This is a genomic window from Brevibacterium sp. 239c (assembly GCF_900169365.1).
Taxonomy (GTDB): Bacteria; Actinomycetota; Actinomycetes; order Actinomycetales; family Brevibacteriaceae; genus Brevibacterium.
This window is the reverse complement of the sequence record NZ_FXZH01000001.1, coordinates 344,832-367,684: the sequence shown is the minus strand read 5'-3', so window position 1 is coordinate 367,684 and position 22,853 is coordinate 344,832. Positions and strand designations below refer to the sequence as shown.

Sequence of the window (22,853 nt, the reverse complement as noted above, 5' to 3'; positions counted from 1 at the left end):
CTATTTGAGGGTGTCGGCTACGAGGTCGGGCATCTTCTCCGCGGCATAAGTCGCAGAGAGCACCGAGTTGAGTGAGAATGCTTGGCGGACGTCGTTGAGGTCCTCCGTCAGCACCAGACTGTGCCCGTCTTCGACGGCTGGAATGCGTTTGAAGGCAGCGTCCTTGGTGACCTCGGTGTCGGGAATGTAAATCGGGAAGGCCACAAGCAGATCCGCGTCGAGAACTTCCAGCTCCTCCTCGGAGACGTCAGCGGTGAAGTTCTCCGATTTGAGGGCGGCGACCTTCTCGGACTGCTTGAAGCCGAGCTGTTCCATGAACTGGACGCGTTCAGAGCCTTCGACGTAGGCTCCCCAGCCTTCCGAGGTCTTGGCCGCCACGCTCACAGACTTACCGTCGAACTCCGGATGGGCCTCACGCACGGATTCGAACTTCTCATCGAGTTTGCCGAGCACCTTTTTGCCCTCGTCTTCTTTGCCCAGGGCTTGGGCAATGAGATCGACCTGCTGGTCCATCGTCGTCAGGTAGTTGTCGCCGCCTTCGGGTGCTCCCACAGTTGGTGCGATCTCCGAGAGACGGTCGTAGCGCTTCTGTTCACCGGAACTCTTCGTGTCGAGGATGAGGTCGGGCTCGAGTGCCGCGATCTTCTCGAAGTCGGGTTCCATTGTGTCGATGATCTCCGGAGCCTGGTCGTAGAGATCTTCGGCCCAGGGACCAACACCCTTGCCGCCGAATTCCACCCAGTCGGAGGCACCGACGGGCTGCACGCCGAGGGCCAGTGCGGTCTCTGCATCGCCCCAGCCCAGGGCCACGATCTTCTTCGGGTCCTTGGGAACCTCGACGGAACCGAATTTTGTGTCGATGCTGGTACCGGAGCCGGCCTCTTCTCCCCCACCGCCGCTGCCACCACAGGCAGTGAGCAGGAGTACTGAGGCGAGCATGGGGGCGAGAATTCTGCGCATGAGATCCTTCTTTTTGAGTTAGGCGAGCCTAGCTTAACCCATCCGAGAGGGTCTCGGCGACGCTCAGATGCGTTTGCTCCGGTCGTGCTCAGGTGTGATCTCGAGACCTTCGACATCCATCTCCTCGAGGCCCACAATGCGTGAGCGGTGACCCGTGACCAGTCGGTGGATGAGCCACAGCAGCAGGAACGCAGGCAGTCCGATGTAGGCGGAGGCAACTTCGAGGACGCGTCCTTCGACGATCGCCTGCACGTTCTGGCCGATGATGACGATCACCAGCATGACCAGGGCGATGATCGGACCGATCGGGAACAAGGGCGCTCGATACGGCAGGTCCGCAAGGTTGCGTCCCTGCCTGATGTAGGCGCGACGGAAGCGGAAATGGCACCAGGCGATGCCGACCCAGACGATGAATCCGGAGAGGCCGGAGACGTTGATCAGCCAGGTGTAGGCCCCGCCGTCGCCCATCACCTCCGAGAGGAAGCCGAAGAGGCCGATGACCGCGGTGGCCAGCAGCGCCATGACGGGTACGCCGCGTTCATTGAGTCGGGCGAACAGCCTCGGCGCGGTTCCCTCCTTGGCCATTGCATAGAGCATCCGGGTCGAGGCGTAGAGACCGGAGTTGCCGGCGGAGAGGATCGCGGTGAGGATGACGGCGTTCATCACAGAGGCGGCCACGGCGATTCCGGCGCGTTCGAAGACGAGGGTGAAGGGCGAGGCCGTGACATCCTCGCTGTTGGCCGACGCCAGCAGCGAAGGGTCGGTGTAGGGCAGGAGGAAGCCGATGATGACGATCGCACCGATGTAGAAGAGCATGATGCGCCAGAACACGGTGCGGATGGCTCGTGGCATGTCGCGGCGAGGGTTGGCGGACTCGCCTGCGGTGACACCGACGAGCTCCGTGCCCTGGAAGGAGAATCCGGCGATCATGAACACGCTGATGATCGAGACCCAGCCGCCCACGAAGGGAGCTTCCCCGGTCGTCCAGTTGCTGTTGCCCGGCGACTGTCCACCGATGATGCCCGTAATCATGAGCACCCCGAGGACGAGGAATGCCAGGACCGCGGTGACCTTGATGGCGGCGAACCAGAATTCGCCTTCGCCGAAGGCCTTGGCCGAGAGGAAGTTGAGTCCCGAGAGCAGGACGAGGAAGACCGCGGCCCAGACCCAGGAGGGAACATCGGGCAGCCAAAAGGACATGATGACCCCGGCCGCGACGAGTTCGGCCGCGAGTGTGATGGCCCAGTTGAACCAGTAGTTCCACCCCATGGCGAAGCCGAATGAGGGGCTGACGTATTTCGAGCCGTAGGTGTGGAAGGAACCGGCCACGGGCAGATGCGTCGACATCTCCCCCAGGGACTGCATGACGAAGAGGACCATGATGCCGATCGCGGCGTAGGCCAGGAGTGCACCGCCGGGTCCGGCCTGTGAGATCGTGCCACCCGATCCGAGGAAGAGGCCGGTGCCAATGGCACCGCCGATGGCGATCATCTGCAGGTGACGTGACTTCAGCCCCCGTTTGAGTTCGCGGTTGTCCCTCGCCGAGGTGGGTGCTGCGTTCATCGTGTCCCTTGACTGTCGTGCCGGCGGGATCCCGTTCGGGCCCCGGCCATTCTTACCACATTCAGGAGTCGACGCCGCGCAATTCGTCCGGTCTGGCCGGATTCCCAGTGGCAGGTGTCGGCAGGCCCCTGGCAAGGTCCGGCCCGAGGTCGGAGATGTTCCGGGCACCCATCAGCCCCATGGCGGTTAAGATCTCAGCCTTGATCAGCTCGATGGCCCTCTCTACTCCGCGCTGCCCTCCGGCCATGAGGCCATAGAGGTACGCCCGGCCGATGAGCACGAAGTCCGCTCCGGCACACAGTGCGGCCACGACATCGGTGCCGGACATGATGCCGGAGTCGAGGATGAGTTCCATATCCTCACCGACTGCAGCCCGGACTTCCGACAGTGCGGTCAGAGAATCGGGTGCCCGATCGAGCTGGCGTCCTCCGTGGTTGGACACGACCAGACCGTCGGCACCGATGGACCCAGCCCTGGCGGCATCATCGACGGTGAGGACGCCCTTGACGAAGAGCTTGCCTTTCCAGTGTTCGCGGATCCATTTCAGGTCATCAAGGTCAAGAGTCGGGTCGAACATGGTCTGCGTCATCTCGGCCAGGGACTGTGAGGTGTTCGACAGCGAGGCGTATTTCGGCGGTTCGGTGGTGAGGAAGTTGAACCACCAGCCGGGCCGGTAGGAGGCATCGAGAATGGTCTTCAGCGTCAGCTTCGGTGGAATCGAAAGCCCATTGCGGTTATCGCGCAGCCGCTGTCCGGTGATCGGGGTGTCGACGGTGACAAGCAGGGTCTCATACCCGCTGGCTTGGGCTCGCTGCAGCAGGTCGAGGCTGCGCTCGCGGTCCTTCCACAGGTAGAGCTGGAACCAGCGTGTGGACCCGGGTGCCGCCTGAGCAACTTCCTCGATGGACCGTGTGCCCATTGTCGATAGGGAGAAGGGAATTCCTGCCTTCGTTGCGGCCCGGACTCCCCCGACCTCTCCCTCGGAATGCATCATGCGTGTGTAGCCGGTCGGTGCGATGCCGAAAGGCAGGGCTGCGTGCTGTCCGGCGATCGTCGTCGACGTGTTCGGAGCGTCGACTCCATGCAGGATGCGTGGCAGGAGTTCGACATCGGCGAAGACCTGCCGGTTCTTGCGCAGCGTGTGCTCATCGAGTGCTCCTCCGTCGACGTAATCGAAGGGAGCGGTGGGTGTCACTCGCTTGGCGATGCGACGCAGGTCCCAGATATCGGCAGCGGAGTCGAGCCGTGCGGCCACCCGGTCGAGTCTGGGCAGTCCGAACTGTAGGAGAGGGGCGAGTTCCTTCATATCGGGCAGCTGGCGTTTCATCGTTCTCCTCGTCGTGAACACGCAATCTCGTGGCAAACACGCAAACTCGTGGTCAATACTGAATGTCGTCGGGCTCGAGGTGCCTGGGACAGCCATGGGCAGTCGGCACCTCTGAGCTGCGAGTCTAACGAGGCATCTGTGTTCGCCGGAACTGGGATCACCATGAGAGATATTCCCAGTTTCCTTCATATGTGGAATTATCTCTTAGACGAATCCCATGTCCGATTTCATCGTGCCCGTCCCCACGGCGCAGTCCGAGACCAGACCGTGGCGCCAGGAGTTTCGCGGCGGCACTGTCGATGACAGGACATTCGCCGAGGTGGCAGTCTCCATTCCCGCTCGGATCAGCTCGGTCGACCTGCGTCTGCCTGCCGAACTCGCGTCTCTGTCAGAGACCGCGATCCGGGCGATTTCCCGACTCGATGCCGAGCACGGTCGCACCCTGATTCCGTTGTCGTATCTGCTGCTGCGCAGCGAATCGATCGCCTCGTCGAAGATCGAGGCCGAAGAGGCACCCATCGATGACTTCGTCAGGGCCTTGCACGGAGCCAAGTCGAACTCCTCGGCCACAGCGATGGCCGTTGCGACAGGGGCACTGGATCTGCTGACATCAGGAGCGATCAGTGCAGATTCGATCTCTCGTGCCCATCGGCTGCTGCTCAAAGACGATACTGGGGAAGATCATCTGGCGGGGCGGCATCGGCCGATGCAGAACTGGATCGGCGGGTCGGATCATTCGCCCCGTGGAGCCCTCTACGTCCCGCCTCCCCCTGAGCTTGTGCCTGGGCTCATGGACGATCTGCTCACGTTTGCTCTGCGCGATGACATTCCCACGATTGCGCAGGCGGCTATTGCCCATTCGCAGTTCGAGGCGATCCATCCCTTCACGGATGGAAATGGGCGCATCGGACGGGCCCTGGCAGCCGGGATTCTCCACTCGAGAGGTGTCACCACGGGGATCACGGTTCCGCTGGCCGCTGCTCTGGTCGAGGTTCGCGACCGCTACTTCGGCGCCTTGAATTCCTATCACCTGGGCAATGCCGGACCTGTCATATCCCTGTGGTCCCGTTCTTCGATCATCGCTGCAGAGGAATCGCAGCTGACCGCGCATCGGCTGGCCGCGCTGCCGGGTGAGTGGGCGGACCTCCTCGGCCATCCGCATGCGAACAGTGCCGCAGCTCGCGTCCTGAGCTACCTCGCATCGGACCCAGTGTTCACGATCGATGACCACGAGAACTCTTTGAACCTGCCCAGCTCCTCGGCGAACCGGGCCGTTTCCGCACTGATGGAAGCTGGCATTCTGCGCGGCCTGACCAGTCGCAAACGCAATCAGATCTGGGGCGCTGGCGACGTCCTGGCAGAGCTCGAGGACCTCAACCTGCGCATCGGCGCCCGGACCCGGGCAGAACTCTGATCAGGATTGGTCGAGGTAGTGCAGGACCGCAGCGACTCGGCGGCTCGTGGTCTCCCCCGCCTGCAGCCCGAGCTTGTCGAAGATCGAGCTGATGGCCTTCTCCACTGAGCTGATGGATACGTAGAGGCGTTCGGCGATACCTCGATTCGACAGACCTTCGGCCATGGCCCGCAGGACCTCGTTCTCCCGGGGAGTGAGCGCGGACAGAGAATTCTGCTGTTCGGAGGAGCTCAGCAGCTGCCGGACGACTTCGGGGTCGATGACTGTACCTCCCTCCGCAATCCTGTTGACGGATTCGAGGAAGCGGTCGATGTCGGTGACCCGGTTCTTCAGCAGGTAGCCGACTCCCACCGTCTCTGTGCTCAGCAGTTCGGTCGCGTATTCGCGCAGAACGTATTGGCTGAGCACGAGAACTCCGATGTCCGGGAACCGCCGTTTGATCTCCAGCGCGGCTTCCAGTCCTTCGGTGGTGTGTGTCGGTGGCATCCTGACGTCGACGATCGCCAGGTTCGGACGTTGGGCTGCTACCGCGGTGAGCAGCTGCTGCCCATCGTCGACAGAGGCCACAACCGCGATGCCCTCGTCCTCGAGCAGGCTGCGCACACCTTCTCGCAGCAGCACAGAATCATCGGCCAAAGCGACTCTCATAGGATCACCATCCCTCGATTCATCAGCGGATTCAGGCATTTCGGCTTCAGGCATAGGGGATCTCCGCTCTCACAGTGGTTCCGACATTCTCGAGGCTTTCAATCGTCATCGTCCCGTCCAAGGCTCCGACTCGACGTGACAGGCCCTTCAGCCCGCCACCGGCAGGATCTGCTCCCCCGCATCCGTCATCGACCACCTCGGCGATCAACATCTGCCCGTCAACGATCACGCTGATGCGAATGTGCGAGGCATTTGCGTGTTTGACGACATTGGTCACAGCCTCACGGACGACGAAATACGCGGCCGATTCGCAGGCCTGGGGCGCCCGTTGGGACGGGACAGCGGTGAGGGTGACCGGGATCGGGCAATGATCGGCGACCCGGTTGAGAACGGTGCCCAGGCCGTGTTCGTCCAAGGCCGTGGGATAGACACGCCAAGCGACCTCGCGCATCTCATCGATGAGGTCCTGGGACTGGACGAGGGCATCATCGAGGAGAGCGCTGACCTTGTCCTGGTCTTTGGCTCGTTGGGCCCGGGCGATGAGCACGGATAGGGAGACAACGTTCTGCTGCACCCCGTCGTGGAGGTCACGTTCGATGCGTCGACGCTCCTCGTCTATGGCCATGACCACACCGTGGCGGGTCATGAGGAGCTGGGTGATGCGAGTGTGTGGTGCGTTGGGGCGGCTGACCGCCGAATATCGGGAGTCGATTGTCCCATGCAGCCAATTCGCGAGCTCGGCGAGGACGATGACCCCGATGAGATTCGCGGCTCCGTAGAGCACCCCGACGAACAATGTCGGCTGACTGATGGTCCAGAAGTCGAAGCCGATGGTGATGCTGCCACCGATGAACAGTCCCTGGATGAGGGAGCCGATCGTGACGAGCAGGAAACCGGTCAGCAGATTGAACACTGGCATGGCGATGAGGCCAGCAACCACACCATTGAAGACGAAGAAGCCGCGCTTGCTCGGAGCCTCGCCCATGACGATGCCGAAGCACCTATCCTGTCGGCTTCTTTCCCAGCCGAGGACCCTGCGACTCAAACGCGACGTCGGTGCTGGGACGGCGGCGAGCAGAAGCGGAAGACACAGAACCACGCCCCAAAGGATGCCGAAGACCGAGGCGACCCAACGGGTGGCGAACATGCGGGACTCTCGGGGAATTCGCGCAGTCAGCGATGTCGGCCAGGGCATAGGTTGATCGTAGCAACGCCAGACGGCCACTCCCATGGGACCGACCGCAATCTCCGCTTCCGGTTTTCCGCATATCCTCGTCCGGACACCTGCACAAGAGACTGCTCCTTGCCACGTTCCGATCTCACCTCCCCGTCCATAGCGTAAGTGGGTATGGACCTTGCTCTCGACATCCTCACCGCTACGCTCCAATCCCCATGGGTCTATCTCCTCATCTTCGTCACCGCCGGCCTCGACTCCCTGGTCCCCATCGTCCCCTCCGAGACGGTCCTCATCACCGCTGCAGCCTATGCCGCGGCCGGCACGCCGACCCCCGTGGGACTTCTCCTGGCAGCGGCCATCGGTGCCCTCATCGGCGACTTCGCCGCCCATCTTGTGGGGCGCGGAGGCGGCTCGCTGGTGCATCGGTGGACCCGCTCGCCGCGGGCCTCGCGAATGGTTGAGCACACCGAAGACATCTTCGCCCGCCGAGGCGGTGCCGCCCTCATCGCGGGACGCTTCGTTCCCGGCGGGCGCACAGCGACAACCCTCACCTCCGGGATCCTGAAGTATCCGCGCACCCGGTTCCTCGCCTTCGACGCCGTAGGGTGCCTGGCCTGGGCCCTGTATTCCACGGGCATCGGTCTCCTCGGTGGTGTGCTCTTCGAAGACCAGCCGCTGCTCGGAGTGGGATTGGGCGTCGGCATCGCTCTGACAATCACCGGTGTAGCCGAACTCACGCGCAGACTCCTGGCCAGGAGGAAAGCCCGAGCAGACGACGTTCGGACGGCACACCGAGGCGCGACAGATTGGACAGTCCCAGCCGTCGACGTGGCATCATGAAAGGGATGTCTCAAGCACTCGTGTGGTATGTCAGTTATGGGTCGAACATGCATCGTGACAGGCTCGCCTGTTACCTGCAGGGCGGCCGTCCCCCAGGTGCCTTCGTCACCTATCCCGGCGCGAGGAACACCGATCCGCCGTTGGCGGAGATGGGCATCGAACTTCCCGGATCCATCTACTTCGCCGGCAGCTCCACCGTGTGGGGCGGTGGAGGAATGGCCTTCTACGACCATCACGCACCGGGACCCACCCCGGCCAAGGCCTATCTCATCACCGCCGAACAGTTCGCCGATGTCGCCGATCAGGAGATGAATCGGATACCCTCGGCGGCCAATCCGCTGGAGACGCTGGCCTCCGAACTTCCCGTCGGCGCCGCCCACTCGGTGGGGCCGGGCAAGTACGAGACACTTCTGGTCCTCGACCGCAGAGATGCGATCCCGATGGTGACGTTCACCGCCCCGCACGGATCTGATGCGGTCCCCCACACCATCCCCAATGACCCGTACGTGACGATGCTGCGCCTCGGCGCCGAAGAGGTCAGTGCTGTCGCAGAGATGCCCCAGCTCGCAGCTGCACAAGTGTGAGGTCGAGCAGGGGCGTCGGGACACCGAGGCCAGCCGCCGTGCTCGCGAGGTGTCCGAGGATGTGCTCGGTTTCACTGGGCAGACCCGAGGTCACGTCACGGTAGAGCGATGAGGTGAACGCCGACCCTTCGGCGGTGAGCATAGACAGTGTCATGTCCCTGGCCTTGGCCGAAACAGGGTGTCCGCCCGCGGCCGCCACGGCCTCGAGTTCATCAACGATCCTCACGATGTGGGCGTGGCCACCAGCGGCCATGATCGCTCCGACCGGGGCTCGGAACAGGCAGGTGACGACTCCCGCTGCTGCGATGAAGATCCATTTCTCCCATAGCGCGGATGTTATGTCGTCCAGGATCTGCAGTTTGTAGCCGGGAACGTCAAGCGCCTGGGCAATGGTCTCCGGAACGACTCCCCCGTCGAGGTCGCCGATGGTCATGACGGCCAGATCTGTCATCTGGTGGATGGCTCCGTCCTTGATCGTCCCGACGATCTTGACCAGACCGCCCAGCACCTGTCCGGGGAACTCCTCGACCAGCCGGTCGATCTGAGCCATGCCGTTGAGGAACGGAATGATCATCGTGTGCTCGCCGACGGCGGGCCTGATGTCGTTGAGGATCGGTTCCAGGCCGTTGGCCTTGACTGCGACGATCACCAGGTCGAAGGGGGCCTGGTCGGTGCCGTCTGCGGCGAGTTCTGCCGCAGTGAGGACGGGAATGTGATTCGTCCGGTCTTCTCCGGGGGCGACGAAGCGCAGCCCATCGGCGCGTATCGTCTCTGCCCGCGCGGCGCGGACCAGGAGTGTCACGTCGCGGTCTGCTTCGAACAGGCGGGTGCCGAATGCTCCACCGGTCGCGCCGGCTCCGGCGATGAGTATCTTCACTGCGTGTTCTCCCATGTCAGTTGGATTCCTTCGTTTTCATACTGCTGGCCTTCTCCCTGCTGGCCCTCACAGTGCTGGTCTCAACCGGCTGGGTTTCACAGTGCCTGCTTGAGTTCCGCGGCTGCGGCCGCAGGGTCGTCTGCCGCGGTCACCGCACGCACGACGACGGCGCGCCGCGCACCTGCAGCTTTAACCTCGTCGAGGCGCTGGCCTGCCGAGATCCCGCCGATCGCGAACCAGGGTTTGGTGGCGATGGAGGCGAGCGCACGCAGGGGGTCAGTGCCGATGGCGGGTCTGCCGGGTTTGGTTGGGGTCTCCCATACGGGGCCCAGACAGAAATAGTCGATCTCGGGGTCCGCCTCGGCGGCCTCGGCATGCGTGATCGAATGGGTCGATCGCCCCAGGATCACATCCGGGCCGAGGACCGCGCGGGCCTGTTCGCTGGTGAGGTCCCCTTGCCCGACGTGGAAGACATCGGCTCCCACGAGGAGAGCCACATCCGCACGATCATTGACGGAGAACAGTTTCCCGTGACGGTGGGCTGCCTCCCTGAGCACTTCGAGTGCTGCGATCTCGGCGCGTGCCTCGAGGCCTTTGTCGCGCAGTTGGATGATGTCGACACCACCGGCATAGGCGGTGTCGAGGAATTCGGGGAGGTCCCCCTGGGCGCTGCGGGAATCGGTGCAGACATAGAGGCTGGCTTCGCGAAGTCGCTCCAGTCGTGCGGCTCTGTCTGCGGTCTTGTCTGTGTCTCGGACTGCGGCGTCCATTGTCATATCTGCGACCATGCTCCTAGAGTAGAGGAGTTCGCGGGAGCCTCATAAAGAGGCTGAGAGGGCTTTGTGCCGACCGTTCAACCTGATGCGGGTCATGCCGCCGGAGGGAGAAGTACGTGCACGTCGTCATTGTGGGAGCCGGAATCATCGGCTTGTCCACTGCCTGGAAGCTGCGTTGTCGCGGCGTTGGCGTGACCGTCGTCGATCCGGATCCCGCCATGGGTGCCTCCCATGCTGCGGCCGGAATGTTGGCCCCGGCCGCCGAGGTGGTGTGGGGTCAGTCTCCCCTATATCCGCTCATGCGTGCCTCAGCAGACCTCTACCCAGGTTTCGCCGCCGATCTCGCTGCAGCCTCGGGTCATGAGCTGGGGTATTCGAGCGCCGAGACGTTCGTCTGTGCCGGTGACCGCGCCGATCTCGCCTCCCTGCGTGAACTCGTCGATCTGCAGACCACCGCCGGATTCGACGTCTCCCTCATCACCGGATCCCGGGCCCGCGAGCTGGAACCGTCCCTGGCACCGGGGGTATGTGGTGCGGTGATGATCCCCGGAGATCATTCGATCGATCCCCGGCGCGTTACCGGTGCACTGCTCGCGGTGCTGCGTGACGATATCGTTCGTGTCCGCGTCGACGCCCTGATCACCGAAGCCGGCCAGACACTCGGAGTGGAACTCGAGGATGGGACGAGGCTGCGCGCCGATCAGGTCGTCGTGGCCGCGGGCAGCGCTTGCAATGACATCTCGGGCGTTCCCCCACTGCCGCTGCGCCAGGTGTGGGGTGAGGTGATCAGGCTCCGTGCGCCTCAGGCCCTGGCCCCGCTGCTGACTCGCACGATCCGTGGTCTGGTCAAGGCCCGCCCCGTCTACATCGTGCCTCGTCTCGACGGTGAACTCGTCCTCGGGGCCACGAGCCGTGAGGACGGGCGGTCAGGGACCAACGCCGGTGGCGTCCACCAGCTGCTCCGAGATGCCGAACGCCTCGCCCCGGCCATCCTCGAGGCCGAGATCACCGATATCACCACCCGCGCCCGGCCGGGCTCACCCGATGATGTGCCGATCATCGGACGCATCGACCCCGGCTGTGTCATCTCCACCGGGTTCTTCCGCCACGGGATCCTCCTCGCCCCACTGGGTGCCGAACTCAGCGCCGACCTCGTGTGTGAGCGCGCACCCCAGTCTGGGCCTCCCGGGGTACTGACCGCAGTGGGACCAGAACGCTTTCACTCATCAACCACCATCCGGCAACCAGCAGGGAGTCATCCATGACCGACACGATCACCATCACGCTCAACGGCGAGCACCATGCACTCGCCGGACCTACCACCGCCAGAGACCTCGTCTCCAGCATCGTCGACAAGGAACTCACCGCCGAGGGCACTCCCGTCGACGGCAGCCGCCTGGGCATCGCCGTCGCCGTCGACGGTGAAGTCATCCGGCGCGGACAGTGGTCGGACTTCACTCTGCGCGAGGGCCATGGAGTCGACATCGTCACCGCGGTACAGGGAGGCTGACATGACCTGGAGCGTTGACGACGTGACTCTGAACTCCCGACTCGTCATGGGCACCGGTGGCGCCAGTTCGCTGAGCATCCTCGAACAGGCCCTGGAAGCGTCGGGCACCGAGCTGACGACCGTGGCTCTGCGCCGCTATGACGGACAAGCCCGCGACTCGGTGTTCGCCTTGCTGCAGAGCCTGGGTATTCGCATCCTGCCCAACACTGCCGGATGCTATACCGCCCGGGATGCTGTGCTGACGGCCCAGTTGGCTCGGGAGGCGCTCGAGACGAACTGGGTGAAGCTTGAGGTCATCGCCGATGAGGAGACTCTGCTGCCCGATCCGGTGGAACTGTTCCGTGCCGCGGAGGAACTAGTTCTCGATGGTTTCACGGTCTTTGCCTATACGAACGACGATCCAGCCTTGGCCAAGCGGCTCGAGGATGCTGGGGTGGCCGTGGTCATGCCTGCTGGGGCTCCGATCGGCAGCGGGCTGGGTATCCTCAACCCCCACAACATCGAGACGATCGTCAGCCGTGCCCAGGTGCCCGTGATCCTCGACGCTGGGATCGGCACCGCCTCCGATGCTGCTTTGGCGATGGAGCTCGGCTGCACCGCCGTCCTCCTGGCCTCAGCCGTCACCCGGGCCCACGATGCCACCGCCATGGCGCGAGCGATGTCCCTGGCTGTGGAGTCCGGGCACCTCGCCGCTCATGCCGGTCGCATCCCGAAACGACCATTGGCCTTCGCCTCGTCGACATTCGACGGGATGGTGACCCCGGCATGAGCGTGGCGAGCAATCCGGGCCCACTCGTCGAACCGGTCGATTGTCTGAGCCCACGGGAACTCGACCGCTACGCCAGGCATCTGAGCCTGCCGGGAATCAGTGTGCTGGGACAGCGGAGGCTTCGGGCCGCCTCGGCGCTGGTCATCGGTGCGGGTGGACTGGGGGCACCTATCCTGCATTACCTGGCCGCGGCCGGGATCGGCTCGATGACGATCATCGATGACGATGTGGTCGAAGCCTCGAATCTGCAGCGTCAGGTCCTTCACCGCGATGCCGATATCGGGCGAGCCAAGGTCGCTTCCGCCCGTGATGCCCTGCTGCGTCTTGATCCGGAACTTGTGGTCCACACGATGTGTGAGCGGCTGCGTCCTGAGAATGCTCTCGAGCTCTTCTCCTCCCACGACCTGGTCCTCGACGGTGCAGACAATTTTGCGACCCGATACCTGTCCAATGATGCCGCCGAGCTCACCGGCACACCGCTGATATGGGGCACGATCTTTCGCTTCTCGGGGCAGGTCAGCACCTTCGTCCCCGGGCAGGGGCCGATGCTGCGTGACCTGTTTCCAGACATCCCCGAGGCCGACTCCGTGCCCAACTGTGCCGAGGGCGGTGTGCTCGGGGTCCTGTGCGGCACCGTCGGTTCGGCCATGGCCACGGAGGCCGTGAAACTCATCTGCGGAATCGGCACACCGCTGATCGGGCGCCTTCTGCGCTATGACGCTCTGGAGTCCGATTACTCCACACTTCGGTTCTCACCGGATCCTGATCGCCCGCCGGTCACCGACCTCGCCGAGGTGGCCGTTGCCTGCGCTGCTGCCCGTCCGGGACCCGATGGTCGGGATCCGGACCGGGCGGAGGAGATCAGCGTCGACGAATACCGGGCTCACTCCTCGGGTGTTCTTCTCATCGATGTGCGTGCTGACTGGGAGCGGGAGATCGCGGCCATCCCCGGCTCCGTTCACCTGCCGCTGGGCATGCTGCAGATCGAGGGGTGGAGTGCGGTGGAGACAATCGCTGGCCACCCGCCAGTCGACATCGTCATCCATTGCAAGTCGGGGGCTCGCTCCGGCCAAGCCGTGCAGCTCCTCCATGATTCGGCACCGGGTTCCGTGCGCCTGCGGTCTCTGGCAGGCGGCATCGATGCCTGGTCAGCCTCGGGGCAGGAGACGGTTCAGTCGACGGACCAGACCATGGCGCCCGGCGCTCATCACATGTGAGTGCATCCTCTTTGCCACGGGACGCAGCAGGCGAATGGGCATGCGCCGAGTCGTGACACACCACACGGAGCTGATCGTTGTGATCGGGCCCATCTGCTCCAACGTCCACTCCCCGATCCCTCTCAGGTCACCGCTGGCGAAGAACTTCACGAAGTTCGGCGGGTCGGTGTCCTTAAGTTCGATGCCGAAGCTCAATGTCACACCGATCGGACTGTTGACCTGGATGTCGGCACGGCTTCCGGATGCGGTCCCCTCATCGACGGGCACCGCCACTGGCAGGCCCGGCCACCATTGCGGCCACGACTCAATATCGGAGAGCACGGACCACACATCGGCCACAGAGGCATTGACCCTCCACTGGTTCTCAAAGTGGAAGGGCGCTGACTCTCCGGCATACGATTGCACGTGCCGATGAGTATGTTGCTCGTGTGCATGGGTCATGGGTCTCCCGATTATTGTGAGTCGGCGGGTGCCGACTCAACCGTTCTGACTCGACGGTAGTGTGGAATGCGTGAATGAGGAAAGTTTCATCAGCTCCCGTCGGCCCTCGCCCTTAGGTGGACGAAAGCCGACGAAGGACGACCTCGCTGAGTTCGCCAATGACAGTCCCGACGCCATCGATGATGTTCTGCCCAAACATCCGGGTGAACTGTCGATGCTCATCGTCGGAATCAATCCTGGTCTGTGGACGGCCGCAGTCAATGCGCCCTTCGCTCGACCGGGCAACCGCTTCTGGCCGTCTCTGCATCAGGCAGGTCTGACTGATCACCTCGTCGATGCTTCCCTGGGACTCGCTGTAGAAGACGAGGCTCAGCTGCTGGCCCGCGGCATCGGCATCACCAACCTCGTCGGACGGGCCACTGCCCGGGCGGATGAGCTGGACAGGCAGGAACTGCGAGACGGTGCGGCCAGGCTTGTTCACCGCCTCGATGAAATCCGCCCCCGAGCCGTTGCGGTCGCTGGGATCACCTCATTCCGGATCGGATATTCACAACCCACGGCCCACCTGGGGCCACAGGACACGTCCCTCATCGAGGGGTGGCCTGAAGACATCGCGCTGCATGTCGTGCCCCAGCCCAGCGGACTCAATGCCCACTACCAGGTTCCGGACTTGGCGCGGATCTGGCGTGGAGTGTGGGAGAGCATCGAGGACTGAGTTCCTGACCTGATGCGGCCGTGAGCGTGCGTTTCTAGCGCGGTGGCGCGAAATGTTCCCGACAGCGTGCGACATAGGATTCGAGACCGCCGATGTGGCTGGCGTCGATATCCGTGGCACGGGGTTCTGAATCTTCGGCGATGAAGCCAGGCGTACCCACACGTTGGTGGAACACGGCATCCCTGCCGCAGATCGTGCACACGGCCGTCAGTTTGAGAACATCCTCGGCCACCGCCATGAAAGTCGGCATCGGTTCAAAGGGTCCACCGTCGAATGTCACGCACAGGCCTTCGACGATGACTGTGGCACCACGTTCCACCAGTTCGAACACGGTCGGCACCAGGTCAGGGCCGAAGAACTGAGCCTCATCGATGGCCACCAGATCAAAGTCATCGGCACGGGCGACCTCGGCAAGGGACTCGACATCACCAACAGGCACGGCGGGAATATTGATCCCATCGTGTGAGGTGATCGCCGAGAGATCGGAACGGGTATCGAGAGAGTGGCTGAGGACAAGCACCTTGACCCCAGCGATCTTCGCCCGCCGGACCCGGCGCATGAGCTCCTCGGACTTGCCTGAGAACATGGGGCCGGCAATGACGTCGAGGCGTCCTGCCGACCGCGGCGAAGCAACGGGAATCATGGGCATGTCGACAGCCTACGCCGCGATGCTGTCGACCGAAATGGTTCACTGAACCGAAATGAGCCATAGGACCGATTTGGTCAGTCCAGGCAGAACTCGTTGCCCTCAGGATCGGCCATGACGATGAATCCAGACTCCATCGGCGGGCTGGGATCAACCCTCTCCAGACGCTGTGCCCCTAGGCTTTGCAGGCGCTGACTCTCCGATTCCAGCGCATCCATCCGCTCGGGGTTCTGCAGACCGGGAGCCGCACGCACATCGAGATGGACTCTGTTCTTGACGGTTTTGCCCTCGGGAACGATCTGGAAGAACACCCGTGGCCCGCGTCCCTGCGGGTCCTCGATCGCGGCGCGGTAATCCTCCGGCTTCATCTCGATGCCGCGTTCCTCGATGAAGTTCTGCCATGCGGCAAAAGGATCGTCACCGGCATCAAGCCTGACTCCCGGCGGACCGGGTATGACATACCCGAGGACATCTGCCCAGAATGTGGCCTGCTTGACCGGGTCGCGACAATCGAATGTGATCTGAACTGCTCGGCTCATCGTGTCTCCTCATTGAGATAGTTCAACCAAGGCTACCTGCTCTTGCAGTGGTGTCACTGCTCGGTTCGACCGTCGATGCATTCACACAGCAGGTCCGCATGCCCGCAGTGTCTGGCGTACTCCTCGAATCGGTGGATCTGGAGCTCCCTCACCGCTATCTGCGACTGTCCGATGCGGGCGCCCAGATCCTTATGCTTGGCCATCTCAGCATCGGTGAATGCCTGTTCGGCTTCGAGATCTGCCCAGTTCTTCGCCAGCATGTCGGCATCGGCCCTTGATGTTTCGAATGCCGCATCGAGTCCGCCGTAAAGTGAGGGCCTCTGGCCGTCGTCTGTGATCCAGTTGCACCAGTCTCGTTCAACCTCGGCCATGTGTCTGAGCAGGCCCAAAAGCAACATCGTCGAGGGCGGGACCGACCACGTGGCCAGCTGCTCAGCCTCGACTCCCTCGAATTTCATGCGCAGGGTGAAGCGGTAGTCGTGGATGAACTCGAGCTGAGTCTCGGCCTCGCCGTCGGGACTCGTGCCGTCTATATTGCGGGGATCATCGTCGGGGTCAACCCACATATCGGGGTAGACGGTGGCCTGGGTCCGTCTGTTCGGGGTTGTGGACATATAGGCATTCTGCTCGCCCAGCGCCCCGGTGACCAGGGTTCTGCAGAAATTTGTCTCCGGGTTGCCGCGAAGAGTTCGTAACCGCACGACGTCGGCTATGACGAGTGCGACCACTGTTCTGTCAGCGGAAACAAACTTGGCACATCCTCGCGGACTGTCTGACCGAAATTCAGTGCACCACCGAAGAGCTTCTCAATGGCATTGACCACATGGAGAACGCGGTCTCTGGACAGTGGGGGCAGCAGTTCGCCGTGTTTGAGATAGCCCTTCAATGAGCCCGTTGCCGCCGTTTTCAGACCGAGTCGTCCGGCGATCAGCCAGGTGACGCATTCGGCTTCGAAACGTGCCTGTCGTCCGTCGATATCGGTGTTGCTTGCTGTGATTCCCAGCTTGGGGAATGCTCCGCGGTGTCCGGCGTAGACCCGAGCCAGCTCATCGAGCACATGCGCCAACATCACGGTCGGGCTCTGAGTCTTCGGCAGACCCGCGAGAGCCAGGCCCTTTCGGTGAAGGACATCCATGACGAGACGGTGCCCGTCCCACGTCGGTGCCCCCACTGCTTTGAACGGGTTGACCGCGGAGTCAGGGACGGGAGGCCCGTGTGTGTCTTCGACGTCATAGACGAAGCGCACCGGCGCGAAAGGGTGAAGGACGATCAGCGCCACAGCTTCGTCTTTCAGCAGCCGGCCGTATTTCTTCTGCCAGGCGTGCTCTGTTTCGACGAAGATCGCTCCGGCATTCTGTTGTGCGATGAGGGCCGCATTGAACGCCGCGATATGCGGAAATCTGCGGACGAAACCCAGCAGCTCGTCCCATGGCATCACGGACCTGTGGCTGCCGACTTCGGCGTACAGTGCATCAAACGAATTCACGTTCTTATCCATGACCTCACGCTACGACGCGGCACTGACATGGCCGAGATAGTCGGCGTCAGATATGGTCGTTGAGCATTCTCGGGGCTAGCATCGAGTCGGGGACGAGCCGCGATCTCTCAGCAACACCGTGGTCCCACACACGTTCAACCCAGGAGGACTTTATGACCGATGGCGACCGCAATCTGACGATTCACATCGGCCATGACGAACTCGTCATCCGCCAGCGGTATCAGGTGCTGAGCATCGTCAACGATGTCCTCATCGGCATTTGGTTCCTCATCGGCAGTTTCATGTTCTTCTCCGACAGATGGGTATTCACAGGAACCTGCCTCTTCGTCCTCGGCAGCCTTGAGATGCTCATCCGACCGGTCATCCGCCTGATCAGACATGTGCACCTGCAGAAGATCCGCGGACCTGAAACCCCAACTACGGACGCCACTTACGACTTCTGAGTCGCCCGGCCCACGCACCCCGGCCGTCGAGTGGGGCAGGTGCCAGGTGCGGACGGAACCGGTTCGCTCATCCTGCCGATGGGACTACCCCGCCACCTCGGCCCTCACATAGACGACCATCGTCCAGAATCAGGACGCGATCCGCTGTCTCTGACGCCCATCGCCCATCGTGGGTCGTGGCCAGGACGGACCCGCCTCGGCGAAGGAAGTCCGTGATGAACATGTTCAGCCTGTCGATTCCCCTACGGTCTCTGCCCAAGGTCGGTTCGTCGAGGAGGATGATCCGCGGGCTCATGATCAGTGCCGATGTCATCACCAGGTCCTTGCGGAGGTCGATGCTCAGATCATAGGGATGGATCTCGCTCACCGTGCCCAGCTGAGTCTTCACCATCGCTGAGGTGACCGCTTCCTGGCGTTGGGCGCGCATCGCAACCCGGTCGCGGCGTCGGTGCGAGGGCAAGGGGACGGCGTACATGAGCTCGGCGCGCACGGTCGCGGCCGAGAGCTGACTGCCGGGGTCTTGACCGACCCAAGCAAGATGCCGTGTCCGTTCGTGCGCCTGCGTTTCACCGAGGCTGACCGGAGTTCCGTTGTCATCGACGGTGATGATGCCCGATGTTCGGGAGCCGGGCCCGAGTAGGCCCGCGAGACTGCGCAGGAGGGTGGACTTCCCTGCCCCGTTGGATCCCATGATTGTGACGTTCTCGCCGGATGCGACGTCGAGGTCGATGTCGTTGACAACGGTGGCACCGTCGCGAATGGCGCTCAGCCCGCGCGCGGAGAGTGTGAGTGGTGCCGAAGCCGGTGGTCGAGCACTTTCCGAGAGTCCCTGCCCATGTTGCTCAGGGCACCGGGTGTCCCAGATTCCGCAGCGTTCAAGTTCCTGGGCCGACAGACTGGTATCGGTAGTGATCAGCCGACCTGAATCCAGAATGCTCAGCCGATCGCAGGCTTTAGCCACCTCGTCGAACTGATGGGCTGTGATGAGAACCGTACCTCCGGCGGAGCAGAAGTCCTGCAGCACTGTGGCGAGGCGCTGCCGAGTATCCGGGTCCAGGGACAAGGAGGGCTGGTCGAGGACCAGCAGAGAGGGGTTGAGACTCAGCAGCCCGGCCAAGGCCACGAGCTGCCGTTGACCACCGGACAGAGTGTCGAGGCGTCGCCCCCACAGATCGCCGATGTCAAGCGAGTTCAAGGTGTTGCGTGCATGCCGTTCGACCGTTGTGACTTCGTCCCCATGCAAGCGCCCGGACAGTTGGACCTCATCGCCGACGAGGCTCGTCATTCCGCTCAGTTGGGCCTCGGGGTCATCGCCGAGCATGACGGCAGTCCCCTCGAGGTGGATGCGGCCGACGCTGGTTCCACAGTCGCCCAACAAGCCGGTGATCAGGCGCCCCAGGGTGGAGGTGCCCGAGCCCACCGCGCCTAGGATCGCATGCATCTGCCCTCGTGCCAGACGGAGGTCGATGTCTGTCAATGCCGCGAAGGCGTCGCGGCGGTAGGTGAAGCCGGCTCCGATCAGTTCGAGCGGCATAGACTCAATCACCCCCGATCAGTTGGTCGGCTGTGGGCAGTGGCAGAACACCTGCCACGGAGCACACGACGAGGACACAGGTCAGGATAGGTGCACCACGGCGCAGGACCCGTTGTCCGGGCCCGTCGTGGTGGTCCTGCAGTGACCTCACCGACATTGATTCTCCAAGGCCGCGCTGTACGAGCACATCGTGGCGCTGCTCGACCCCGATGAGGACGGAGGTGAACAGGCCGGTGACGATGCTCGGGAGCAATCGTGTGCGGACCATCCAGCTGCTGACGTTCCACCCGCGACTGGCCCGAGCCTCGATGATCTGCTGAGTGCGCGTTCGGATGAGTGGAATGAGGCCGATCGCCGAGGCGCCGATATAGGCCACCGAGGAGGGCAGCCGCAGAAATCGCAGACCGTCGAACAGGCGGGCGGAGTCAGCGCCGAGGCCGAAGTATGCGCACAGGGACACGAGGGCGGTGACACGCAGCCAGATCTGAACGGCGATTGCCAGTCCTTCGACGGTGAGCCGAGCAGGACCGTACTCCCACAGCACGGTCACCTCGGCACCTGGATAGAACAGTCCTTGGACGACGCTGAGGACGAGCAGCGTCGGCAGGCACAACACACAGACCCCGAGCGTCCATGAGTGCAGCCTCACAGCGGGTGAGGCTGCCGCGGCGATGAACGCGGCACCGATGATGGTGATGGGCACGACCGGGGATGGGATGCCGAAGACGAGCAGCAGAGAGCATGCGAGGACGATGATCTCAGTGGCTGGGTGCCAACGACGTGTGGTCTGCCGTTCACGGTCGGAAACAGTCGCTGTCACTCAGCCGACCCGCGCCGGCTCACGGAAACTGCGCGAAAGACTATGGTCAGTGAACGGGTATCGGTTGAGGATACGCCGCGGCAGGGTGCGCACGATGACGTAGGCCAGAGCGAAGATGAGTGCCTTGTCGATGATGTCGGAGAACAGGCTCTGGGCCATGGTCGCGTTGAGCATCTCCAGGCCTGCTGCCTGCAGGATGGCCACAACACCACCGGTGCCCGAGCCCAGGCCGCCCCCGAAGACGTAAGCGGCCACGGGTGCCCCGAGTAATCCGGCCGGGATTCCTGCCAGTGCCCCGGTGATGACGGCGAACCAGGGGGTGCGGAAGGCTCCGAGTCGTGCCGCCCATCCTGCGGCTGCGCCGATGAAGGCCGCTCCAGAGCTGAATGCGATGACGCTGGGGCTCAGGGTGACTCCCCAGATGAGGTTGGAGATGATGCCGGTGAATGCTCCGGCGGCAGGACCGGCGAGAACACCGATCATCACGGTCCCGATGGAGTCGAGGTAGAGCGGAATCGGGGTTACGTTGCCCACAACTTGCCCGATGACGATGTTGGCCGCGATGGCGACGGGGATGAGGGCGAGAATGCTGCGCGGGATGAGCGGCAGGGTGCCGGCTGCGAGGAGAACTCCCCCGGCCAGGTAGCCGAGCATGACCCACAATGTTGTGTGTCCCAGATCGGTGCCGAGGTTAGCCGGTTGGGTCAGGAGGACCGCGATATAGGTGCCGAGGATGATGAGGGTGCCGAGGAAGGTCAGTGTGAAGGGAATTGTGTGACCCTTGGTGCTTTGGTTTTGTGCGGGACCGACGGTGTGCGTCGGCCCCTGCCCAGACTGTCTGGATTCAGTGGTCATGATGGGGTCCTTTGCTCAGTGTCTCGCCGAGGTGGTCGAGGAAGGTCTGTGCGTCGATCGTGCGGATGATCTCAGCGTTGACGCCCTTCCCCCACCGTCCCAGCCAATCGGCGACGGTTTCGCCACGTGTGAGTTTACCGGTGAGTTCGACGTCGACGGGTGCACAGATCGTCGTGGCCCAGGGCAGTGTGCCTCGAGTTCCGTTCGCTAACGGTTCGCTGCAGCCCGCCGAGGTGGCTGTGGCCTCGGTGCTGCGTGCCCATTCGAGGGCGCAGGCGAGGACGAATGGGTCATGGATGTGAGCGATGTAGCCCAGGCCGTCCCATTCGTGGAATTCGAAGTAGAAGCGCAGAGCTTCGGCCATCTGAGCCAGCCAGTCCCTCCATTTCTCTCCTGTGACAAGCACCTCGCTGGTCTCGTCACGGGGCCCCAGCCTCTCGTCACGAGGCGGCGTTGCCTCATCATGGGCCGCCCGCGCTCCGTCGAGGATTGCCTGCAACCGCGCGGGAGTCATCTCAAGAGCCTCGGTGGCTTCGATGGGGGCGATCACCGGCAGTGCCTGCAGAGCACCCTGGCGGTGAGCCTGGTCGAAGGAGGCGATGACGGCCGCCGTCGCCTCGGGGTCGAAGGTGACGTTCCATTCGGTGGTCGGGAGCGTGTTTCCGCGATAGTTGAAGGCACCGCCCATGATGAAGAGTCGCCTCATCAGGCTGGGCAGTTCAGGCTCGAGAGCAAGGGCCAAGGCAAGGTTCGTGGCAGGTCCGATGATGACTCCGATGAGCTCTCCGGGATGGGACCGTGCCGTGTCGACCCAGGCCTGAGCAGCGTCGATGGGGCTCAGCGGTGTGCTCGGCGGTGGAAGCTGAGCGTATCCGGACCCGGTGGGTCCGTGGGTGAGGTCGGCGTACTCGGGTTCAGCACGAGGCGAAGCCGCAGACCGTCGGTCGGCATCGGCGGGTGGCCAGGCAGAGGGGAACGTGCTGCCCGGATGGATGGGGATGTCCCTCCGTCCGGCGAGTTCAAGCCAGCTCTGAACATTGGCACTCACCTGTGCGGTGGACACGTTGCCGCCTGAAGCTGCGATTCCGATGATGTCGACATCGACTTGGCACAGCAGATAGCCGAGGGCGATGGCGTCATCGATTCCGGGGTCACAGTCGAGGAACAGCGGCAGGCGTGGAGGCATGTGCCCTATTCTGCCGGAGACTCGCCTCTATCTCTCACCAGCGACTCATTCGCACCCAGTTCGGGCACGGTTGTGTCGAGCCCCGTCGCACGAACTGGCAGCACAAGTAGAAGATCTTCGCGGGCGGCTCATTGATGCCGAACTCCTCACGTAGGTCGACGGGTTCTGCGGATTCGAACCCTGTGCCGATATCCGCACCGAACGCGGCACCGGTGATCCACGGGCGTGATGCGAACGTGTAGGCGTTGTTGAATACTTCGCAGTCACAGCAGCAGGCGCCCATACTTCCCAGGCGTTCCATCAGCGCGGTGGCCCTGGGTGCGGTGCGGTCCCGAAATGTCTGGGCGAAGCGATGTGTTCCGTCGCAACCGAATTCACCGAGCTGGCGGAAGACGTAGCAGACCAGGCACTCCCCCTCTCGTGGTGTGAGGATGCGAGCTGAGGCTGCATCGACGATGGTTCTGACTTCTGATTCCATGGTGTCTTTGTCCATGCGGCAACGATTCCAGACGGC

The 22,853-nt window shown here is 63.2% G+C and carries 26 protein-coding genes and 1 riboswitch; of the genes, 9 read left to right on the top strand and 17 right to left on the bottom strand.

Annotated elements, in window-relative coordinates; genetic code table 11:
* The 3 genes from BSP239C_RS01695 to BSP239C_RS01685 all read right to left on the bottom strand — a co-directional run bounded on the left by BSP239C_RS01695 (position 1) and on the right by BSP239C_RS01685 (position 3,850).
* Entirely contained in the window at positions 1-960 is a 960-nt protein-coding gene (locus BSP239C_RS01695) for an iron-siderophore ABC transporter substrate-binding protein (protein ID WP_101569865.1), read from the bottom strand.
* Between the two features lie 63 nt (positions 961-1,023).
* The gene (locus BSP239C_RS01690) at positions 1,024-2,523 is read right to left on the bottom strand and encodes an amino acid permease (protein WP_101569864.1); all 1,500 of its coding nucleotides are present in this window, start codon (positions 2,521-2,523) and stop codon (positions 1,024-1,026) included.
* A 61-nt stretch (positions 2,524-2,584) separates the two neighbouring features.
* Positions 2,585-3,850, bottom strand: coding sequence for an alpha-hydroxy acid oxidase (locus BSP239C_RS01685; RefSeq protein WP_101569863.1), 1,266 nt, complete (start codon positions 3,848-3,850; stop codon positions 2,585-2,587).
* Between the two features lie 217 nt (positions 3,851-4,067).
* On the opposite strand from BSP239C_RS01685, the gene BSP239C_RS01680 reads away from it, so the two are divergent.
* Positions 4,068-5,264, top strand: coding sequence for a Fic family protein (locus BSP239C_RS01680; protein ID WP_101569862.1), 1,197 nt, complete (start codon positions 4,068-4,070; stop codon positions 5,262-5,264).
* Here BSP239C_RS01680 and BSP239C_RS01675 read toward each other — a convergent pair whose 3' ends face one another.
* On the bottom strand, positions 5,265-5,912 hold the full coding sequence (locus BSP239C_RS01675) for a response regulator transcription factor (protein WP_101569918.1): 648 nt from the start codon (positions 5,910-5,912) through the stop codon (positions 5,265-5,267).
* A 46-nt stretch (positions 5,913-5,958) separates the two neighbouring features.
* On the bottom strand, positions 5,959-7,107 hold the full coding sequence (locus tag BSP239C_RS01670; protein WP_180958878.1) for a sensor histidine kinase: 1,149 nt from the start codon (positions 7,105-7,107) through the stop codon (positions 5,959-5,961).
* Between the two features lie 153 nt (positions 7,108-7,260).
* On the opposite strand from BSP239C_RS01670, the gene BSP239C_RS01665 reads away from it, so the two are divergent.
* Both BSP239C_RS01665 and BSP239C_RS01660 read left to right on the top strand, forming a co-directional pair.
* Positions 7,261-7,929, top strand: a complete 669-nt coding sequence (locus BSP239C_RS01665) for a DedA family protein (protein WP_101569860.1) — start codon at positions 7,261-7,263, stop codon at positions 7,927-7,929.
* A 5-nt stretch (positions 7,930-7,934) separates the two neighbouring features.
* Entirely contained in the window at positions 7,935-8,513 is a 579-nt protein-coding gene (locus tag BSP239C_RS01660; RefSeq protein WP_101569859.1) for a histone deacetylase, read from the top strand.
* Here the strand turns inward: BSP239C_RS01660 and BSP239C_RS01655 are convergent.
* Both BSP239C_RS01655 and thiE read right to left on the bottom strand, forming a co-directional pair.
* The gene (locus BSP239C_RS01655; protein WP_101569858.1) at positions 8,467-9,405 is read right to left on the bottom strand and encodes a ketopantoate reductase family protein; all 939 of its coding nucleotides are present in this window, start codon (positions 9,403-9,405) and stop codon (positions 8,467-8,469) included. The two genes, BSP239C_RS01660 and BSP239C_RS01655, sit on opposite strands and share 47 nt — an antisense overlap.
* A gap of 80 nt (positions 9,406-9,485) precedes the next feature.
* A complete protein-coding gene (thiE, locus tag BSP239C_RS01650; RefSeq protein WP_101569917.1) occupies positions 9,486-10,166 on the bottom strand; it encodes a thiamine phosphate synthase in 681 nt (226 codons plus the stop codon).
* 23 nt (positions 10,167-10,189) lie between these two features.
* A riboswitch (TPP riboswitch) is annotated at positions 10,190-10,292 on the top strand.
* On the opposite strand from thiE, the gene thiO reads away from it, so the two are divergent.
* The 4 genes from thiO (at position 10,283) to BSP239C_RS01630 (ending at position 13,662) form a co-directional block, all read left to right on the top strand.
* Entirely contained in the window at positions 10,283-11,431 is a 1,149-nt protein-coding gene (gene thiO / locus BSP239C_RS01645) for a glycine oxidase ThiO (protein ID WP_101569916.1), read from the top strand. (Overlaps the previous riboswitch by 10 nt.)
* Positions 11,428-11,676, top strand: a complete 249-nt coding sequence (thiS, locus tag BSP239C_RS01640) for a sulfur carrier protein ThiS (RefSeq protein ID WP_101569857.1) — start codon at positions 11,428-11,430, stop codon at positions 11,674-11,676. The genes thiO and thiS overlap by 4 nt, the downstream gene beginning before the upstream one ends.
* Position 11,677: 1 nt before the next feature.
* Positions 11,678-12,445 (top strand): thiazole synthase, encoded by a 768-nt coding sequence (locus tag BSP239C_RS01635; protein ID WP_101569856.1) that lies wholly within the window; start codon positions 11,678-11,680, stop codon positions 12,443-12,445.
* Complete coding sequence (locus BSP239C_RS01630; RefSeq protein WP_101569855.1) at positions 12,442-13,662, top strand: ThiF family adenylyltransferase; 1,221 nt, start codon at positions 12,442-12,444, stop codon at positions 13,660-13,662. Before BSP239C_RS01635 ends, BSP239C_RS01630 begins: the two co-directional genes overlap by 4 nt.
* On the opposite strand, the gene BSP239C_RS01625 is transcribed toward BSP239C_RS01630, so the two are convergent.
* Positions 13,594-14,103, bottom strand: coding sequence for an SRPBCC family protein (locus tag BSP239C_RS01625; RefSeq protein ID WP_101569854.1), 510 nt, complete (start codon positions 14,101-14,103; stop codon positions 13,594-13,596). The two genes, BSP239C_RS01630 and BSP239C_RS01625, sit on opposite strands and share 69 nt — an antisense overlap.
* A 70-nt stretch (positions 14,104-14,173) precedes the next feature.
* On the opposite strand from BSP239C_RS01625, the gene BSP239C_RS01620 reads away from it, so the two are divergent.
* Positions 14,174-14,818, top strand: a complete 645-nt coding sequence (locus BSP239C_RS01620) for a mismatch-specific DNA-glycosylase (protein WP_219618824.1) — start codon at positions 14,174-14,176, stop codon at positions 14,816-14,818.
* Positions 14,819-14,852: 34 nt separating this feature from the next.
* On the opposite strand, the gene BSP239C_RS01615 is transcribed toward BSP239C_RS01620, so the two are convergent.
* The 4 genes from BSP239C_RS01615 to BSP239C_RS01600 form a co-directional block, all read right to left on the bottom strand.
* On the bottom strand, positions 14,853-15,461 hold the full coding sequence (locus BSP239C_RS01615; protein WP_101569853.1) for a thymidine kinase: 609 nt from the start codon (positions 15,459-15,461) through the stop codon (positions 14,853-14,855).
* Between the two features lie 80 nt (positions 15,462-15,541).
* A complete protein-coding gene (locus tag BSP239C_RS01610) occupies positions 15,542-16,003 on the bottom strand; it encodes a VOC family protein (protein ID WP_101569852.1) in 462 nt (153 codons plus the stop codon).
* Between the two features lie 53 nt (positions 16,004-16,056).
* Complete coding sequence (locus tag BSP239C_RS01605) at positions 16,057-16,617, bottom strand: DUF664 domain-containing protein (RefSeq protein WP_101569914.1); 561 nt, start codon at positions 16,615-16,617, stop codon at positions 16,057-16,059.
* A 95-nt stretch (positions 16,618-16,712) separates the two neighbouring features.
* Positions 16,713-17,501 (bottom strand): hypothetical protein, encoded by a 789-nt coding sequence (locus BSP239C_RS01600; RefSeq protein ID WP_101569851.1) that lies wholly within the window; start codon positions 17,499-17,501, stop codon positions 16,713-16,715.
* 152 nt (positions 17,502-17,653) lie between these two features.
* Here BSP239C_RS01600 and BSP239C_RS01595 point away from each other — a divergent pair, with 152 nt between their 5' ends.
* Positions 17,654-17,944: a YrhK family protein gene (locus BSP239C_RS01595; protein ID WP_101569850.1), complete on the top strand. Its 291-nt coding sequence runs from the start codon at positions 17,654-17,656 to the stop codon at positions 17,942-17,944.
* A 67-nt stretch (positions 17,945-18,011) separates the two neighbouring features.
* On the opposite strand, the gene BSP239C_RS01590 is transcribed toward BSP239C_RS01595, so the two are convergent.
* From BSP239C_RS01590 to BSP239C_RS01570, 5 genes are read right to left on the bottom strand one after another with little or no spacing between them, the layout of a single operon-like run.
* Entirely contained in the window at positions 18,012-19,478 is a 1,467-nt protein-coding gene (locus tag BSP239C_RS01590) for an ATP-binding cassette domain-containing protein (protein ID WP_101569849.1), read from the bottom strand.
* A gap of 4 nt (positions 19,479-19,482) precedes the next feature.
* Positions 19,483-20,298 (bottom strand): energy-coupling factor transporter transmembrane protein EcfT, encoded by an 816-nt coding sequence (locus BSP239C_RS01585; RefSeq protein WP_101569848.1) that lies wholly within the window; start codon positions 20,296-20,298, stop codon positions 19,483-19,485.
* Positions 20,299-21,153: a histidine kinase gene (locus BSP239C_RS01580; protein ID WP_101569847.1), complete on the bottom strand. Its 855-nt coding sequence runs from the start codon at positions 21,151-21,153 to the stop codon at positions 20,299-20,301.
* Entirely contained in the window at positions 21,143-22,339 is a 1,197-nt protein-coding gene (locus tag BSP239C_RS01575; RefSeq protein ID WP_101569846.1) for a nucleoside hydrolase, read from the bottom strand. Before BSP239C_RS01575 ends, BSP239C_RS01580 begins: the two co-directional genes overlap by 11 nt.
* A gap of 34 nt (positions 22,340-22,373) precedes the next feature.
* Entirely contained in the window at positions 22,374-22,832 is a 459-nt protein-coding gene (locus BSP239C_RS01570) for a DUF2695 domain-containing protein (RefSeq protein WP_101569845.1), read from the bottom strand.
* Positions 22,833-22,853: the final 21 nt, after the last annotated feature.